Consider the following 13,957-nt stretch of genomic DNA (forward strand, 5'->3'; position numbering starts at 1 on the left):
GCCCCTTTCCTTAATCCAGTGTGAGCACTTTGCATTTCAGCGGCGTAATGGTGAGCAATATTGTCCAAATGCCGCCGGAGAGCCTGACCACAATAACGGGGAAGAGTATTTCCGGATTAACCCATCCCCCGAAGGCCATATACATACGCCTCCCTCATAAAAAATATTTTTTCATTGTAACCAAGGGGAAAACCCCGTCAAGTGCCGCGCGGTCAAGGCAAACAGGATGGACGGAAGGTGAAACTCTCCGGCCGAAACCGGCTTTACTTCGGCATTTCTCTTTTTTATTGTCTTTTATACACCCTTCCCCGACCTCACACAAGGAAGATCAATGAACAAAAATCCGGCAAAAATCCGTTATATTTACAGCACGGCCTCCGACACGCGCTTGCAGACGGCGCACGGCATATGGGGAGGCATCAATGCCCAGGGTGAAATTGAAATAAATTTTTATCATGAAAGCGACGCCTTGCCCGCTTTTTCCGAGCAACTGGTAACGCCGGACGGATCCATCGGCCATGAAATCACCCCGGAAGAGGAAGAACAGCGTGCAGTCAACCGCCATGTGCATTCACGCGTTCTGCTCAATTATCATACAGCGTGCGCGTTGCGGGAGTGGCTTGAAGAGCAGATAAATGCCCTGGAAGAGGAAGACGCGCCCGCCGTGTACGGTTCTGATTCATCTGTGGCGCAGTAACAGTATCTGTGATTGAAAAAAGCTTTCATATCATAACCTTCGGGTGCCAGATGAACGCGAACGACTCACACTGGCTCGCGCGCCGTCTCGTTGCGCGCGGTTTTGTGGAAGCACCGCTGGAAACCGCGCGGGCAGTGCTGCTCAACACCTGCTCTGTGCGCGAAAAACCGGAACACAAAGTCGCCGCCACGCTTGAACGTGTGCGCAGCCTCACAGGCGGCAACCCGGACGTTCTGGTGGGGGTGCTTGGCTGTGTGGCCCAGCAATATGGCTCAACTTTTTTTACCGCGCAAAGTCAAGTGCGCCTTATAGCGGGCAGCGACGGCATAAGCGGCGCGCCGGAGGCTGTTGAACGCCTGCTGGCAGAGCCCGGTCTGCGTCTTTCACTGCTTGATTTCACAAGCCGCTATATCGAACGCGAACCGGTGCACGGCGGCGCGTCCGCTCCGGTCGCATATGTGAACATCATGCAGGGCTGCGACAATTTTTGCGCCTACTGCATCGTGCCGTTTACCCGCGGACGCCAGAAATCGCGCTGCGCCGCGCCCATACTTGACGAATGCCGGGCGCGGCTTGACGAAGGAACGAGAGAACTTGTGCTTTTGGGGCAGAACGTCAACGCGTTCGGGCGGGACAAAAGCGGCGACGGCACCCCATTTGCCGCGCTGCTCGCGCGGGTGGCTGCGCTGCCCGGCATCAAACGCTTGCGCTACCTGACCTCTCACCCCAAAGATATGCGGCCGGAAGACGTGGCGGCCTTCGCAGTTCTGACGCCGCTGTGCCCGCATCTGCATTTGCCGCTGCAGTCCGGTTCAGACACGATTCTCGCGCGTATGGGACGCAAATACAACAGCCGTGACTTCCTCAACATCGTTGCCTCATTACATGCTGCACGTCCGGACATGACGCTTTCCACAGATATTATTGTGGGTTTTCCCGGCGAGAATGAAGACGATTTTCAGGCCACGCTCGCCATGATGGATGCCTGTAACTTCATCTCCTCTTTTTCCTTCTGCTATTCAGATCGCCCCGGCGCGCGGGCAGCGCTTTTCCCGAACAAAACTGCGCCTGAAATCAAGCGGGACCGACTGCTGCGTCTGCAGGCCATGCAGGAAAACCTGAGCCGCCGCTGGCTGCAGGGACGTATCGGCGAAGAAACATGCCTGCTTGTCGAAGGGAAAAGCCGCAGACAAACCGTATCCGGGCAAACAAGCTGGCAAGGGCGTGACCCTTACGGCGCGCTGGTGCACGTTGCCCTGCCCGCAGGCGCGGACCATACAGGGCGCATGGCGCCCGTGCGGATAACGGAGGCGAAGAATCGCACCCTCACAGGCCGTCTGGCGGGTGATTTATGGTAGAAATCCTCCTGCTTGGCCTTGACCGTTGACGAACAGACAAAAAACCCGGTTGTAATTATGCGGGGAACGGAAGACGACGCCAAGATGCTGCGTTCGCTGGATCCTGTTTCCCGACGCAATATGTAATATTGGAGAGGCATATGCGTGTCGCCGTTGTACATTACTGGCTTGTGGGCATGCGTGGCGGTGAAAAGGTGCTTGAGGCCATCCTTGACCTTTTCCCTGAAGCGGATATTTTTACACATGTCTATGTGCCCGACGCCGTTTCTCCGACCATACGCAAACACAAGGTGACAACCAGTTTTATACAGAAGTTGCCGTTTGCGGCCACTGCTTACCCAAAATACCTGCCGCTCATGCCGCTGGCTCTGGAACAGCTTGATTTACGGGGCTATGACCTTGTCATCAGCTCGGAATCCGGCCCGGCCAAGGGAGTACTGACAGGGACGGACACAGTACATATCTGCTATTGCCACACCCCTATGCGCTATCTCTGGGATTGCTATCAGCACTATCTGGAAAAAGCGGGGACGGTAAGCCGGCTGGCCCTGCGCCTGTTCTCCCCATATCTGCGCATGTGGGACGCGCTCACCGCTCAGAGGGTGGATTTTTTTGCGGCGAATTCGCATAACGCAGTACGCCGGATTGCCAAACATTACCGCCGGACGGCTGAAATTATTTACCCGCCTGTGGATGTGCGGGCCTTTGCGCCAAAAAAGGGAGATTACCCGGCACCTGAAGGCTATTATTTATATGTTGGCCGGCTTGTAGCGTATAAACGGGCGGATCTGGCAATACAAAGCTGTAATCAGCTTGCCAGAAAGCTCATAATCATCGGCGACGGGCCGGAGCACAAAGCACTCAAATCCATTGCCGGGCCGACAGTGACATTTCTCGGGAAACAGGACGAGGCATCCCTGTGTCGCCACATGCAGCGCTGCAACGCCCTGTTGTTTCCAGGCGAGGAAGATTTCGGAATCATACCCGTTGAAGCCCTGGCGGCAGGCCGCCCTGTTATTGCTTTCGGCGCGGGCGGCGCGCTGGAGACCATTCAGCACGGGAAAACAGGCTTACTGTTTTCTGAACAGACATCATCTGCCTTATGCGCTGCGATAGAAGAATTTGAAAACGGACGGCATGTTTTTGAACCGGACAGGCTTACCTTGGAGGCAGAACGCTTTTCCCGCAATAAATTTCAGGACAGTTTCAAGAGATTTCTGGAAGAATGCCTGAATAAAAAAAATCAGGCATAGAAGCCCGCAAAACAGACTGCGTTTCCAAGATGTTTTTGCGGTGACTGCTTGCCGTAATTCTGTCATTAGTAAAGCAAACAGCAAAAAATTTGAACCATTATGGTGTGTACGGCCGCCGTGTTACAATAAAAGAGCGGACAGACCGGATGTTATTGCAAGGCGCCGCGCCTGCCCCGGCGGCGGATCGCGCGCCATGCCCAGCAGAACGGCAGCGCCGCCGCGATGCCGACATAGGCGCGGAAAACGCGCGACGCGTTGAGCGGGTGTTCAAATCCCCAGCTGGCGATTTTGTCCCAGGCCGGATGATAAATGCACCAACCCAGCAAAAAAACCGCGCCCAGCGCGCCCAGCGCGCCGACCAGCCAATAAACGGGGAGAGGTTCTTCCCAAAAAAAGGAAGAACAGTAAAAACGTCGCCGCGCCAGACAAACGGCCAGCAGAACCACACTAACCATCAGGGCCGCTTCCCAAGACAGGCCTTTGAGCACAGCCCCCAACATGCCCAGCCCCAGCAAAACGGCCGCCAGCGTATAAGCTCCGGTCTGCCTCCGTTCCAGACCGCAGGAGACGAAAAGCAGGGCAGCTCCGGACAAGGCGCAGACAAAATGCGCCGCGTCCGGCACAAACGCGGGAAACACGGCCTTCAGACGTGCCACGTTGCCGGGCAACGCGGGCAGCGTGGCTGAAACGAGCAGAATAACTCCGCCGATAAAGGCGGCATGGGCCGCGATGGAATGCGACAACACAGAGAAGCGGCGGCCGGCCTCGCGCAAGACGCCACGGGCCTGCCGCGCCTCGTACACGGCCAGCAGCACGGCGGCCGCCAAAAGGGGAATGATGTAATATACAAGCCGGAACACAAGCACGGCGGCAAAAACAACCTGCTCATGCACGGTGTGCGTGAGGTGCAGAATAACCAGCTCAAACACCCCCACGCCGCCGGGAACATGCGTGAGAACCACAGCTATCTGGGCCATGAGATAGCCCGGCAGAAAGTCCAGAAAGCTCACGCCGATACTGTCCGGCAGCAGCACATACATACAGGACGCGGCGACAATAATGTCCACCCCCGCCACAACAACCTGAGCCGCAGCGATGCGCGGCGCGGGAAAAACAAATTCCCTGCCGAAGACATGCAGTGGTTTGCGCATGGCGCCACAGAGCGCCAGATACGAACAGGCGAACAAAAAGAGTATCAGCCCGAGGACGCGCACGTCGGAAATGGGCATTTTCGCCAGCAGTTCTTCAGGAATAATGGGCGGCGCGAACATAAAAATGGCGCCGCACAGCCCGAGCGCACCCACCCAGAACGTCACGGCCAGCATGAGCACCAGACGCACAATCTCCGCCAGCGTGAAGCCCCAGGCCGAATAGAAACGCCAGCGCACGGTTGTGCCCCCCAGCAGCGCGCCGAAATTGTAGCTGACGGCCTGCCCGACAAAGGAAACCAGTCCCACGTGCGGCAAGGGCAATTTTTTGCAGATGGCTTTGAGCGCCAACCAGTCATAGCCCACCAAAATCAGATAATTGACAATCATGAGCAAAAACGACAAGCCGACGCGCGCGTAAGAAATGCTGCTCAAACTCGCGCGTATCTGGGCTATGCTGTAAGCCTTGAGCTTATGATGCAGCAGATACGCTGCCAGCAAAAAAATAGCGGCAACCAGCGCCGAACCAAGATAACGCAGATATTTTTTCATGGTCTCAAGAACGCGTTGTCCTAACAGCACAGAGAATTTTTCAGGACTTGACCGAAAAGAAGGCAATGGCTAGTTTATACAGACGACTGCGCAAGCGTCGCCAAACAGAAAAAACGGAATCCGGCAAATCCCGCGTTCCGCCGCCCATAATCCACCACGGGTGGATTATGATTTTTATATTGTGAGGTCAGACATGTCAAACATTCCCATTTCCACCCAGGGCTATAAAAAACTGGAAGAGGAACTCGCTCGTCTGAAAAACGAACGGCCCGCCATTATCCAGGCCATCAGGGAGGCGCGGGAAGAAGGAGACTTGCGCGAAAACGCCGGCTACGACGCCGCGCGCGAACGTCAGGGCATGGCTGAAGCGCGCATCAAATACATTGAGTCGCGCCTCGCGCTTTATCAGGTGATTGATCTGGACAGGCTTTCCGGCGACAAGGTGATTTTCGGCGCCACAGTGGAAGTGGAAGACATCGACAGCGGCGGGCGCAAAACCTTTACCATTCTTGGCCCGGACGAAGCCGCGCCGACAAAGGGTTCCATTTCCCTTCTCTCGCCTGTGGGCCAAGCGCTTCTCGGCAGGGAGGCGGGCGATGAAGTGACGGTGGATATTCCGCGCGGACGCGTTACCTATGAAATACTTTCCGTCAGCTTTGAAGGAAGCTCCGGCCTTCAGCCATGACGACACTGCTGCCGCGCTTTTTTTATCTGACTGCCGCGCTGGCCTGGTACCTGCTGCTCTGGCGTCACCCGATAGCCATCTTTCTGGCCGGCTGCTTTGCCTGCCTGACCCAGCCGCTTTACCGCAGGCTCAGACACAACATGCGCGTTCGACGAAAATGCCGACAGCACACAGCCGTTCAGCGCAAACTGCGCCTGCCTCGCTTTTTGTCAGACCATGCGCCGATTTACGTCTATACGGTCGCCCTGCTTGCCGCTGTCTTCACGCCGCTGGCCACCCTCATTTTGCTGGTTTCGCCCCAAGCGGGCGCCGGCCTTGCCCGCCTGCGCGAGCTGAAGGCCAACAATTTTCAGCTCCCTGCGGAGTGGGTGAACCAATTGCAGCAGGTGCGGACGTATCTTGGGGAATACCCGCGCCTTGAAAAAATGGTTTACGATTTTTTCCGTAATCTGGACACGCTGTTGAGCGATACGGTGAGCCTGCTCTTCAGCCGGGGGTTTGACGTACTTGACGTACTGGGCGGCACTATGGATGTGCTCTGGAGCCTCTTTCTCTTTTTCACGCTCACAGTGCTCTTTACCGTGTATTCCCGGCGCATCCGCAAGATAACAGGCCGTATATTCCATTGGCCGCAGGCGCTGCTGCGGCGTTTTACAGCCGCCATCCACCGCGCCCTGCGCGCGGTGATGCTCGGCATCGCGCTGGTGGCGATGATTCAGGGTTTGCTCTGCGGCATCGCTTTTGCCGCCGCAGGCTTCAAGCAGCCCGCGTTCTGGGGCATGCTCACCACGTTCACCGCACCCCTTCCCGTGGTAGGCACAGCGATCGTGTGGCTGCCGCTCAGCCTTTCCCTGTGGTTTACCGGCAAAACGGTAGCCGCCGTCGGTCTTGCCCTGTGGGGCGCGCTGGCTGTGGCGACGGTGGACAACCTGCTGCGCCCCCTCTTTTTGCGTCAGGGCATTCATGCGCCGTTTTTTGTGCTTATCACCGCCATATTGTGCGGGCTGACGGGATTCGGCCCTGTCGGCCTGATTGTCGGCCCCGTTTTGCTAGCCTTCGCCATTCAAGCTGTGGAAGAAGGCAACCGTTTTTACAGACAGCGCGACTGATGCCCCTGCCCATCCGCTGCCGCGCCGGCCTGCTCTGCCTTGTTTTTTCCCTCGTTCTCCCTGCCGCAGCGCGGGCGGCACTGCCCGTGCGCGCCGCCATAGTGCTCAATATGAACACAGGGCGCGTGCTGCATGAGTACAACGCCGACCTCGTCGTTCCCCCTGCGTCGCTGACCAAGGTCATGACCATGTTTCTCTGCCTCGACGCGGTCAAAGCGGGCTGGCTTTCACTGAACAAAAAAATCAAAATCAGCCGGCTTGCCGTCGCCGCTGGCGGCTCGTCCATGCACTTGCGCGCCGACGAAAGCGTACCCCTTGCGACTCTGCTCACAGGCATGGCCGTGACATCGGGCAACGACGCGGCCACGACCATCGCCCTGTGCGTCGCCCGCGGCAATATGCCGAAATTTGTCGCTTCAATGAATCGCAAAGCCCGCGCGCTCGGCATGCGCCGCACAATGTTTCAAAACCCCACAGGCCTGCCCGCCGGCGCCCAAAAAACTTCAGCCCGCGACATGGCGCTGCTGGCGCAGACGTATCTGGGCACCCACCCGACAGCCGGAAGGTTTCACAGCACGCCCGTATTCGCGCATAACGGCCTCACCATGCAGAACACAAACGCGCTGCTCGGCGTCGTGCCCGGCGTCAACGGCCTGAAAACCGGCTTTACCGTTGCCTCCGGCTATAACATCATTGTAACGGCCGTTCGTGGAAAAACGCGTCTGCTGGCCGTTGTGCTGGGCGGCAGGAGCAGGGCGGCGCGCGATGAGACCGCACGCCGCCTCATTGAGGACGGATTCAGTCGCACATCCGCCAAATAATCTTGCATGTTCAGGCCGTCCCGTATTGCAGTTGAGGCGCAAAACAGATGCGGCGCGGGCCGTCCCGTAAGGGCCGACACCGCGCCGCATCTGGTGACGTTGGCGGTTAACGCCTAGAATTCCAGTCCCACGCGGAGGGAACCGCTCACGCCTTCGCGTTTGCCGACATAGCCCTGCACGCCGAGATCAACGAGCCACGGAGATTTGCTGGAAGGTTTAAAAACCAAACCCGCTTCACCAATGCCCGTCTCTCCTTCGAACTTCGCAGCCTTGAGATCATAGCCCCATACAGACGCTCTTGCCTTGCCGTCAAATTCATATTCGAAGGCCGCACCGATATAAGGGCTGATATACTCGTTGATTGCATAGGCAAATCGAGCTCCGCCACGCAGACGATGAGAATCAATCGGATCAAAACTTACCGGTTCGCCTGTGGAAATTGTTGCGTCATTGCCGTCCTGGTGCAACCAGAAGTATTTGCCGTACACATCAAGAGAGGCTTCCTCGGTGATGTTCCACACATAGCCCACACCGGCGTGAATACCGTAATACGTCGATTCCGTATCAAACGAGGCCTTGCGTCCGGAAACATCCTTCAGTCTGGTGGATTCATAATCATTATTGAGTCCACCGATGCGGGCCGCGGCTTCTGTATAGAAGTGACCCGGGCCGACATCATTGAACTTTAAGTGACCCAGCAAACCGCCACCAATATAGGAAGTGTTGCCGCTTCCATGAATATCGTATGAAGCTCCACCATATTCAAAAAAGGCACCGGCAGTCAGTTTACCGATTTCCGTATTTATATTACGTGAAATACCGGCCATCAAATTTACACTGCTTGTGTCAATATATGAACCGGTGTTATAACGCATGCTGCTTGCATCAACAACAGCGAAAGCACCCCAGGCATCTTCTTTCGCAGAATTGATTGCGCTTCCCATACCTGCGCCTGCCGCAAGGTCCGCACCCTGATTGGCAAGAGCTGCCCCAACAGAGGCTCCTTCGGTTATCGATTTGGCACCGGGTACAACAGGAGTACCACCGCCGCCTGGGCCGTCAGATTCAATAAGTTCAGCAACGAAGTCGTTGTCGCCGTCTTTCCTCAACTGAAAAGTGAATTCAAGAAGAGAACCGTGTTGTATTGTTTGAATTCCGCTGTCTTTAATATTACCTGCCAATTCTGTACTTCCGCGAAGCAGATAGTATTTGTCGCCAAACTGCAATGGTTCAACATCGCCAGAGAAATCTAGTTGTGGCCACATTCCATCAATACTGATGCTGTCCGCTGTAACAGTTAACACTGGATTATCTTGATTATTGACTGGAATACCTCGCAGATAAAATGCTAACATTCCTCTTAAATCGGCCGCATGCACAGTCATGCTGCTTCCAGGATATATATGCAGATTTGCATAACGACTCATATTAAAATCGTGATTGGGCGCATCCAAATTGAAACCGCTCATTAACGATGTATTAGTATACTGACGCAAATTGACAATATTTTTTTCAGCATCGGGCGCGTCTACAATAAACTTGTTATCGCCGCCCCAGTAAAAGTATCCATCCTGAGTAACTTCCATTCCGAATGTTTTACCGTTGTCCTGTTCCACATAGATGGGGTCATACAAATATACATCACCACCCGAGAATGGGGAAATGACAAGAGTCGCGTCAGCATTGCTATGGGGTTCGATTATCGGTGTCGTCGATCGGATAGAGATGGAATTGGTCCGTTTTCCATCAATATCATTAATCTCGTTGTTCCGGAAAATCGTTGTGTTGCCGGCAGTTGCAACTATAGTTAAGGACAAAGTCCCAGAAGAAGCGGCGATGTCGGTGCCGGTATCCAGTGTAATGGCACCACCGTATACACGACCCGAATCATACGTCTGCAAAGAAGTAAATATATTATCTGTAAACTGACTATCAGTGACTGTCAAACTATCTTCAAGATACAGTATTCCGGCACGTATATTACCTCTTGCTGTAATTGTATTATCAGCAAATATACTGCCACTGATATCGCCTATTGTACTTGTTAAAGTACCAACAATACCGCCATTAATATCTATAGCAGAAATAACATTGTTGGTGAACGTACAATCAATAATATCGCCAATAGTACTCTGATTTAAAGCACCAACAATACCACCTGTCCAAAGTGAGCCCGTGGTAATTACAGTATTGTTATCGAAAACATTATTGACAATATCGCCTATTGTGCTGTATGTATCAGCACCAACAATACCACCACCAACAACTCCAGAAGCAATGATCGTATTACCGCTGAATATGTTATCTGTAATATCTCCTATATATGTCCCATCGGCACTTTGCAGGTTATCAGTGTAAACTCCAACTATCCCACCACCACGAATTACTGCGTCGATTGTTACCGTATTGTCGCTGAATATATTGTTCTTAACGGCACCAATAGAGGCTGAAGCTTCCTGACTACTATGAACACCAACTATCCCACCACCTGCCATAGTGTCGGCGATTGTTACCGTGTTGCCGCTGAATATATTGTTCTTAAGGGCACCAATGGCTGAAGCTTCCTGAACACCATAAACACCAACTATCCCACCACCACGCATTATTTCGGTGGCTGTTACGATGTTATCGTTAAATATACTGTTGCTGATATCGCCTATAGTTCCCCGATAGGCTCCGATAATGCCGCCACCCTGGAAATCGCCGTCTCCATTTTTTGTTACTGTGTTATTACTGAAAATAGCATTGTCGATGGCGCCTATCTGTTGATTCTCACCAGCTCTTAATACGCCGCCGCCTCGTAGATTGTCGCCCACCTCAAAGGTTACTGTATTATTGTTGAACACAATTTCACTAAGATTGCCGATATTGCCATATAGTACAGCATTGTTACCAGCATAATCCTTGAAATGGTATCCACCAAGATTTGTTGTTGGTTCAATCATCGCATCTGACGGAAAAGCTGTACCACCAAAACTGGTTATAGCAAGCTCTACAGCATCAGAAATAAGTTTTTTCAAACCGCCCGTTTCCCCTCTTGCTAGATCAATCAAGCCGGTGGACAAGTCTGAAGGCAACTTTCCACCACCATTAAGATCTTCCGCCCGGGTAAAAAACGGATACGCTGTAAACATGGTTATGGTTATCAGAGTAACCATAAACTGCTTTACGTAGTTTCTTTTCATAAATTCCTTCCCCTGTTTTTATATGTAAACGATAATGCTGAATTCACCATGTCCGAAGGAAACGCCGAAAGCCGCGCTGAACCTTGCGGCGGACAGCGCGGCACTGCGGAGTTAGTGTGTGTGTGTGTGTGTGTAGCAAGAATCGGGCCGAAACCGTCAGCTTCGCCCGAATCTCTCTCCGCTCCGCGCGGGAAAATTTGTCCTTGCCCTGACCACATGCACTATGCCTTTACGTTACAATGCAAAAAACCATGAGGTTTTTCTCTCTATACAAACAAAATACGAAAACTGTCAAGCACAAATGAAAATTTTATTACCCGGCTGCCCGTTTCCCTGCAGGTTCATAATCCAGTGAGCCGCAGGCATGGGGCTTTGAAAGAGCCTGCCCGAGACGATCCAGCGGTCACTCTTTTTTCGCAGGGCAAGCCAGCTTGTCATTTTCGCCTGCGTGGTCACTTTTGCCACAACGGCGCTCTCGTTCAGAGGCAAAAAACTTGTGGCTGATTCCGGCATATGCAAGGGCTTTTTTTTTACGCCGCCCTCTGTTAAAGACAGTCTATTCCTGTGAACAGCGCACAGCACGAATGAGGAGGCAGCATGAAAGTGATCATTATGTGCGGCGGCCAAGGCGCGCGTCTGCGTGAAGAAACTGCCGCCAAACCAAAGCCGATGGTTGAAATCGGCGGACGGCCCGTGCTCTGGCATATTATGTCCATTTACGCCCGATTCGGCTTCAGAGATTTTATCCTTCCGCTGGGCTACAGGGGCGAGGTCATCAAGCAGTATTTCCACGACTACAATATCCATCATACAGACTTCACTGTGGAACTCAAAACCGGCGATGTCACCGTGCACCCGACCCATATTGAAGACTGGCGCGTCACGCTCTGCGACACAGGCCAAGAAACCCTCAAAGGAGGCAGAATCAAACGCGTCGCGCGGCACATTGACAGCGAACGTTTTATGGTTACTTATGGTGACGGGCTTGCTGATATTGATCTGAACAATCTGCTGAAATTTCATGAAGAGTCCGGAACAATCGGCGCCTTCACCGGTGTGCGCATGCCCTCGCGCTTCGGCACCGTGCGCACGGATACGGCAGGCAAAATACTCTCCTGGGAAGAAAAACCGGTGCTCAATGAATATATCAACTGCGGTTTTTTTATTTTCAAGCGCGCCTTCCTGGATTATTTGAGCGAAGACGAATCCTGTGATCTGGAAAAAGAGCCCCTGCAGCGACTAGCGGCCGACGGAGAGCTCTCCATGTATCCTCACAGCGGACAATGGCAGTGCATGGACACACTGCGTGATTCCATCCTTCTCAACGAACTCTGGAATTCCGGCGGGGCGTTCTGGGTATAACCGTGCTCCGCCGCAGGGGCATCATGCTCCCCAGTATCGTTTTATACCACCAAAAATACACCTGACTGTCCTGACGGATAAAAAGGAAACAGCATGTTCGCCGACGTGTATAACGGGCGCCGCGTTTTTATAACCGGTCACACGGGTTTTAAAGGTTCCTGGCTGGCGGCATGGCTTGTCCGCCTGGGAGCCGCCGTGGGCGGCTATGCCGACTCCGTCCCCACGGAACCTTCCCATTTTGCGGCCATGGGCATCGGCGAACATATTGAAGACATGCGCGGCGACGTCCGCGACCGGGAAACACTCGCCCAGACCATGTGCAACTTCAGGCCGGAAGTTGTCTTTCATCTGGCCGCACAAGCGCTGGTACGCAAATCTTACGAGGCTCCGGCAGAGACCTTTGAAACAAACATGCTCGGCACGCTCAATGTTCTGGAAGCCGCGCGCCGCTGCCCCTCATTACGGGCACTTGTGCTGATCACGTCAGACAAATGTTACCGCAATGACGAATTGGTCTGGGGTTACAGGGAAACAGATCATCTGGGCGGCGGAGACCCTTATTCCGCCTCCAAGGGCTGCGCCGAAATCATTGCCCATTCCTATTTTCAAAGTTTTTTCCAAAAAGGCCCGGCCTGCGCCACCACCCGCGCGGGCAACGTGATAGGCGGCGGAGACTGGGCGTTGGACCGCATTGTTCCGGACTGCGCGCGGGCATGGGCCGCCGGTCAACCCGCCGTCATACGCAGCCCCGCGGCAACCCGCCCATGGCAACTCGTGCTGGAACCGCTTTCCGGCTATTTGTGGCTTGGAGCGCGCCTGCTTGACAATCACGGCAATCCTTCCACGGTGCACGGACAGGCATACAACTTCGGCCCGGCGGCAGACGTGAACAACACGGTGAACGAAGTCGCACAGGCGCTTAAACGCCATTGGCCCGGCTTTGCCGTACAGATGGACGCCACAGGGCAGACCGGCGGCAGAGAATGCAGCCTGCTCAAACTCTGCTGCGACAAGGCGCTCGCACACCTCAACTGGAAGGCCACGCTCGGCTTTGAAGAAACCGTCCGCCACACTGCGGAGTGGTATCAGTATTTTTACAGAGGCGAGGGGGGCAAAAAGCCGCGGAACATGCTGGACTTCACCCTCGGACAGATAGCGGCCTACGTCAGCGCCGCGGAACAGTGCGGCCAGATATGGACGCAGTGATGGCCGGGCCGCCCGCTTCCGCCGGCGAACCGGCGCCGGAAGCCCTTGGCATTGAGGGCGCGTTTTTTCTGCCGCTGCGGGTCATTGCCGCAAACGGAGGCCCGGTACTGCATTTTTTAAAGCCGGACTCTCCCCTACTTCCGGATTTCACCAGCGGCTTTGGTGAAATATATTTTTCCGAAGCCCTGCCGGGCGCAGTCAAAGCATGGAAACGCCACCGTCGCCAGACGCAGCTCTTTGCCGTGCCGTGCGGACGTCTAACGATCGCGCTCTACGACGGCCGACCCGCTTCTTCTTCGTGCGGCCTGCTGCACGAACTGATTCTTGGACGGCCGGACCATTACGGTCTGCTGCACATTCCCCGCGGCATCTGGTACGGTTTTGCCGCGCTGGGGCAAAACCCGGCGCTCGTCTGCAACTGTGCGGACATGCCCCATGCCCCGGACGAAAGCGAACGCCGGCCGCCGGACGATCCGACCATCCCTTACAGATGGTCCGGGACATTTGCATGAAATTTGCCCATCCCGGGCGGAATTGCTATCATTGACGCTCTTGCATCCAGACACAACAGAAACAAACTA

The 13,957-nt window shown here is 54.5% G+C and carries 13 protein-coding genes; 9 read left to right on the plus strand and 4 right to left on the minus strand.

What is annotated here, in order from left to right:
- Positions 1-10: 10 nt before the first annotated feature.
- Entirely contained in the window at positions 11-145 is a 135-nt protein-coding gene (locus RSDT_RS07675; protein WP_269457539.1) for a hypothetical protein, read from the minus strand.
- 186 nt (positions 146-331) lie between these two features.
- Here RSDT_RS07675 and RSDT_RS03070 point away from each other — a divergent pair, with 186 nt between their 5' ends.
- From RSDT_RS03070 to RSDT_RS03080, 3 genes are all read left to right on the plus strand, one after another.
- Positions 332-697, plus strand: a complete 366-nt coding sequence (locus tag RSDT_RS03070) for a hypothetical protein (protein WP_096399514.1) — start codon at positions 332-334, stop codon at positions 695-697.
- Positions 698-705: 8 nt separating this feature from the next.
- Complete coding sequence (gene miaB / locus RSDT_RS03075) at positions 706-2,055, plus strand: tRNA (N6-isopentenyl adenosine(37)-C2)-methylthiotransferase MiaB (protein WP_096399515.1); 1,350 nt, start codon at positions 706-708, stop codon at positions 2,053-2,055.
- A 140-nt stretch (positions 2,056-2,195) separates the two neighbouring features.
- The gene (locus RSDT_RS03080; protein ID WP_096399516.1) at positions 2,196-3,308 is read left to right on the plus strand and encodes a glycosyltransferase; all 1,113 of its coding nucleotides are present in this window, start codon (positions 2,196-2,198) and stop codon (positions 3,306-3,308) included.
- Positions 3,309-3,457: 149 nt separating this feature from the next.
- On the opposite strand, the gene RSDT_RS03085 is transcribed toward RSDT_RS03080, so the two are convergent.
- On the minus strand, positions 3,458-5,008 hold the full coding sequence (locus tag RSDT_RS03085; protein WP_096399517.1) for a putative bifunctional lysylphosphatidylglycerol flippase/synthetase: 1,551 nt from the start codon (positions 5,006-5,008) through the stop codon (positions 3,458-3,460).
- A gap of 193 nt (positions 5,009-5,201) precedes the next feature.
- Here RSDT_RS03085 and greA point away from each other — a divergent pair, with 193 nt between their 5' ends.
- The 3 genes from greA to RSDT_RS03100 are packed head-to-tail and all read left to right on the plus strand — an operon-like array spanning position 5,202 to position 7,623.
- Positions 5,202-5,693: a transcription elongation factor GreA gene (greA, locus tag RSDT_RS03090; RefSeq protein ID WP_096400462.1), complete on the plus strand. Its 492-nt coding sequence runs from the start codon at positions 5,202-5,204 to the stop codon at positions 5,691-5,693.
- Positions 5,690-6,802, plus strand: a complete 1,113-nt coding sequence (locus tag RSDT_RS03095) for an AI-2E family transporter (RefSeq protein ID WP_096399518.1) — start codon at positions 5,690-5,692, stop codon at positions 6,800-6,802. The genes greA and RSDT_RS03095 overlap by 4 nt, the downstream gene beginning before the upstream one ends.
- The gene (locus RSDT_RS03100; RefSeq protein ID WP_231941909.1) at positions 6,802-7,623 is read left to right on the plus strand and encodes a D-alanyl-D-alanine carboxypeptidase family protein; all 822 of its coding nucleotides are present in this window, start codon (positions 6,802-6,804) and stop codon (positions 7,621-7,623) included. The genes RSDT_RS03095 and RSDT_RS03100 overlap by 1 nt, the downstream gene beginning before the upstream one ends.
- 113 nt (positions 7,624-7,736) lie before the next feature.
- On the opposite strand, the gene RSDT_RS03105 is transcribed toward RSDT_RS03100, so the two are convergent.
- The gene (locus RSDT_RS03105) at positions 7,737-10,808 is read right to left on the minus strand and encodes an autotransporter outer membrane beta-barrel domain-containing protein (RefSeq protein WP_096399248.1); all 3,072 of its coding nucleotides are present in this window, start codon (positions 10,806-10,808) and stop codon (positions 7,737-7,739) included.
- Between the two features lie 291 nt (positions 10,809-11,099).
- Complete coding sequence (locus RSDT_RS03110; protein ID WP_096399519.1) at positions 11,100-11,321, minus strand: hypothetical protein; 222 nt, start codon at positions 11,319-11,321, stop codon at positions 11,100-11,102.
- Between the two features lie 84 nt (positions 11,322-11,405).
- On the opposite strand from RSDT_RS03110, the gene rfbF reads away from it, so the two are divergent.
- The 3 genes from rfbF (at position 11,406) to RSDT_RS03125 (ending at position 13,888) form a co-directional block, all read left to right on the plus strand.
- Positions 11,406-12,170: a glucose-1-phosphate cytidylyltransferase gene (rfbF, locus tag RSDT_RS03115; RefSeq protein ID WP_096399520.1), complete on the plus strand. Its 765-nt coding sequence runs from the start codon at positions 11,406-11,408 to the stop codon at positions 12,168-12,170.
- 93 nt (positions 12,171-12,263) lie between these two features.
- Positions 12,264-13,376 (plus strand): CDP-glucose 4,6-dehydratase, encoded by a 1,113-nt coding sequence (gene rfbG / locus RSDT_RS03120; protein ID WP_096399521.1) that lies wholly within the window; start codon positions 12,264-12,266, stop codon positions 13,374-13,376.
- Positions 13,364-13,888, plus strand: coding sequence for a dTDP-4-dehydrorhamnose 3,5-epimerase family protein (locus tag RSDT_RS03125; RefSeq protein ID WP_231941910.1), 525 nt, complete (start codon positions 13,364-13,366; stop codon positions 13,886-13,888). Before rfbG ends, RSDT_RS03125 begins: the two co-directional genes overlap by 13 nt.
- Positions 13,889-13,957: the final 69 nt, after the last annotated feature.

Origin of the sequence: Candidatus Desulfovibrio trichonymphae (assembly GCF_002355955.1) — a bacterium.
In the GTDB taxonomy this organism is placed as follows: domain Bacteria; phylum Desulfobacterota; class Desulfovibrionia; order Desulfovibrionales; family Desulfovibrionaceae; genus Desulfovibrio; species Desulfovibrio trichonymphae.